This is a genomic window from Faecalispora jeddahensis, assembly GCF_000577335.1.
In the GTDB taxonomy this organism is placed as follows: domain Bacteria; phylum Bacillota; class Clostridia; order Oscillospirales; family Acutalibacteraceae; genus Faecalispora; species Faecalispora jeddahensis.
This window is the reverse complement of the sequence record NZ_CBYL010000090.1, coordinates 1-2,774: the sequence shown is the minus strand read 5'-3', so window position 1 is coordinate 2,774 and position 2,774 is coordinate 1. Positions and strand designations below refer to the sequence as shown.

Below are 2,774 nucleotides of genomic sequence, written 5' to 3'. Positions count from 1 at the left end.
ACCCGCCGGTATTTGCCACCGTATCAAGCTGCACCGCGACATAAACGATCAACAGCACACTGAATTTGCGGAGCAGGCCCTTAAGACTGGCGTTGCTCTCAAAGGTACCGTCAGCGGTCTTTTGAGATTTATGCCATACCAGAGCGATCAAGACGCCCAGCAGATAGTCCACTGCCATGATGCCGATTAAAAACTGTAAGCTAGTATCCCAACCGCCCAAGGCAGAAAGAATAGCAGCGCCCGCAGCGGAAAATACGGTCAGTACCGAAATGTAGATTGATTTTGCGGATAAAGCCATTATGTTGTCCCTCCTCATTATTGAACAATATTCCAGTCTTCCGCCAGGCAGTCGCCAACGGAAGGCACCCAGCCGGGCTGCATATTGCCCTGTGCGTTTTTCAGTCCGAAACAATCTTGCATATCGTGTCCCTGAAACATAGCATTGCCTGCCGGAATGAGGGTTACATATTGGTCTTTCCCGTTCCAACCGCTACGAGCCACTTTCATTCGCTTTTTGAGAGCTTCCAGCGCAAGCCCAAAAGTCATGCCGTTAGTGGGGCGGTATGCTTGTTCGAAAGCATCTTTTGGCGACCAGGAAACATACCCGTCAGGATAAATTACCTTGTATCCATCTTCGGAAGGTTCCATCGTTTTCGGAATCGGGTCGGTTAACGCATAGACTTTTCCGCCCTTCCGAATCGCCGGCTCTGCCTGAATAATTTTCGTGCCGATATACTGTTTCATGATAAGTCCTTCTTTCTTTTATATAACATTGAAATTGCACTGCTGTGTCACACCGTCAGCCGTGACTGTAATATGTCCATGCCTTACGACCGGTTCCGGCGGCAGGCCCTGCACGTCGATCAACCAGCCGCGGCCTTTCGGATCAAGGCGTGGTTCCGATACGGCAATCACGTCGCGGCCGGTAGTAGTAACGGCGGGCTTGTCCTTACATTTGGCAAGCACGGTGTATCGCTCGCCCACAGCCAAGTCTTTGCCGCTGGGGGTGTCGAGCGTTAGGCCGGTGATCGCCGGGGCGGTAAACGTAGGGGCCGTGGCCGTCTGCTTGTACGTTATGCCGGCATACCTGCAGATACCCTGGGCAATCGCCTGCGCAGCCTTTGCGGCATCAAAGCGGGCCATGTCCTCCTGGCTGTCGATGAATCCAACCTCCGCCAGCACGGCGGGCATATTGGTCTGGCGGATCACAGCCAGATAATCGCGCCCATCGTCTCCCTTGCGAGTCTTTACGCCGCGATCGACGTACCCCAGACCCACGAGCTCAGCCTGAATGCACTCGGCCAGGGCTTTGCTTTTACCGCCCGCGATACTGCACCAGGTTTCCGCGCCCCTTCCACCACCGGCATTGAGATGGACGGATACAAAATAATCAGCGCCCCATTTGTTTGCCAGCGGACCACGCGTGTCGAGAGGGATGTCCACATCCGTGGTACGGGTCTGTGCTACGGTGATCCCGCAGCGGGTCAGCTCCGCGCCGAGCAGGGTTGCAATTTGCAATGTCAGGTCTTTTTCCTTGTAACCTAAGGCACAGGCCCCAGGTTGCGCACCGCCGTGACCGGCATCAATCCAGACTCTCATTGTTTATTCCTCCGTTTCCGCCGCATCCAGCGCGGCAATGATCTCCGCCTTTTCAATATCTGTCAGCAGGTTGTAATCGGCAAAAACAGCGTCCCTGTCCTCGCCAGCCTGCACCCGGCGCTGAATTACTTTAAACAAGATTTTCAAGCGTCCTGTCATTTATATTCACCCTCTTTTACAGTACTTCCATATCCACCGCCAGCACCATAAGTTCCAGTCTTCATAAAAGCAATTGCTAACTCCATACCCTTAATAAAACCATCATTATAGGCTCTTTTTGTAGGAAAATTCGGATTCATTCTTTTATAGCCAGATAAGGTATCTTGTAAAGACTTTAGTCTTTTCTCAATCACATCAGAGGTAACTACAGGCGACTGTATTTTAATAATAACGGGAAGATTATTGACTGTGTTATCCATCTTTTCCGCTTACCTCACTCACTATAAAACGTGTCCGCAATCTTGGTCGCCAGCTCGTCCGGGATGTTATCCCCAGCAACGTCCACCAGCTCATCAACAATCCCGGTCACGGTATCCTGCTTGCGAATATAACCGAGCTGCCGCAGCACGTCGATCTGCTCTTGCAATTCTTCGAGACTGTCAACAAATAGGAGCAGGGCCACGTTGGGTGATGCCCGCATCGGCAGAACCTCGGCGCACGGGTGCGGGTCTCTAAAATTGATAAGTGCCGTTTCAGCATCGATCTGCGCCGCGAGCTGTTCAGCATAGGTCTTGGAACTATCTACATCGTTGTGGAAAATAGCCACTCTGATTTGTTTTGGCATTGCTGTTCCTCCTTAGTTGGTATGTTGGATAACGGTAATGGAGCCGATGCCGCCGGCAACACCGTTTATGTCTCCCGTACCGCCAGAACCGCCATTCACTTGTAATACTCCCGTATTTAAATACTCCCCTTTGTGGTAGATATAAATAGCCCCGCCGCCTCCTCCACCGCCTCCCGAACCGCTTCTGGCGGTGGATGACGCAGTTATTGATCCTCCTGCTCCGCCGGGCAGTCCGTTACATAAAATAGATCCGTCTATAATCAGACGTCCCATTACAAACAGCATAATTATGCCGCCACCATAGTTACCAGCACCGCCGCCGCCACCGGATGCCCAATCGGTCGCATTACCTCCGTTACCGCCGGGCCCGTTGCCTCCACGCCCCTGCGTT

7 protein-coding genes are annotated in these 2,774 nt (G+C 52.5%); all 7 read right to left on the bottom strand.

Annotated elements, in window-relative coordinates; all coding sequences use genetic code 11:
- Positions 1 to 298, bottom strand: a 298-nt coding sequence (locus tag TY09_RS17395; RefSeq protein ID WP_042437021.1) for a phage holin family protein, incomplete at its 3' end; no start/stop codon positions are given.
- 17 nt (positions 299 to 315) lie between these two features.
- Positions 316 to 744, bottom strand: coding sequence for a DUF2829 domain-containing protein (locus tag TY09_RS18115; protein ID WP_042437019.1), 429 nt, complete (start codon positions 742 to 744; stop codon positions 316 to 318).
- An 18-nt stretch (positions 745 to 762) separates the two neighbouring features.
- Positions 763 to 1,599, bottom strand: a complete 837-nt coding sequence (locus tag TY09_RS18210) for an N-acetylmuramoyl-L-alanine amidase (RefSeq protein ID WP_052335767.1) — start codon at positions 1,597 to 1,599, stop codon at positions 763 to 765.
- Positions 1,600 to 1,602: 3 nt separating this feature from the next.
- On the bottom strand, positions 1,603 to 1,737 hold the full coding sequence (locus TY09_RS18970; RefSeq protein ID WP_276325306.1) for a hypothetical protein: 135 nt from the start codon (positions 1,735 to 1,737) through the stop codon (positions 1,603 to 1,605).
- Between the two features lie 17 nt (positions 1,738 to 1,754).
- A complete protein-coding gene (locus TY09_RS17380; RefSeq protein ID WP_042437016.1) occupies positions 1,755 to 2,018 on the bottom strand; it encodes a hypothetical protein in 264 nt (87 codons plus the stop codon).
- A gap of 14 nt (positions 2,019 to 2,032) precedes the next feature.
- Positions 2,033 to 2,383: a hypothetical protein gene (locus tag TY09_RS17375; RefSeq protein ID WP_042437013.1), complete on the bottom strand. Its 351-nt coding sequence runs from the start codon at positions 2,381 to 2,383 to the stop codon at positions 2,033 to 2,035.
- Positions 2,384 to 2,395: 12 nt separating this feature from the next.
- A complete protein-coding gene (locus TY09_RS17370; protein ID WP_042437010.1) occupies positions 2,396 to 2,668 on the bottom strand; it encodes a hypothetical protein in 273 nt (90 codons plus the stop codon).
- Between the last annotated feature and the right edge of the window lie 106 nt (positions 2,669 to 2,774).

Excerpts from the sequence above, each read along its gene's own strand:
- TY09_RS17370 (WP_042437010.1), bottom strand. The coding sequence starts at position 2,668 with ATGCTGTTTGTAATGGGACGTCTGATTATAGACGGATCTATTTTATGT.
- TY09_RS17375 (WP_042437013.1), bottom strand. The coding sequence starts at position 2,383 with ATGCCAAAACAAATCAGAGTGGCTATTTTCCACAACGATGTAGATAGT.
- TY09_RS18210 (WP_052335767.1), bottom strand. The coding sequence starts at position 1,599 with ATGAGAGTCTGGATTGATGCCGGTCACGGCGGTGCGCAACCTGGGGCC.
- TY09_RS17380 (WP_042437016.1), bottom strand. The coding sequence starts at position 2,018 with ATGGATAACACAGTCAATAATCTTCCCGTTATTATTAAAATACAGTCG.
- TY09_RS18115 (WP_042437019.1), bottom strand. The coding sequence starts at position 744 with ATGAAACAGTATATCGGCACGAAAATTATTCAGGCAGAGCCGGCGATT.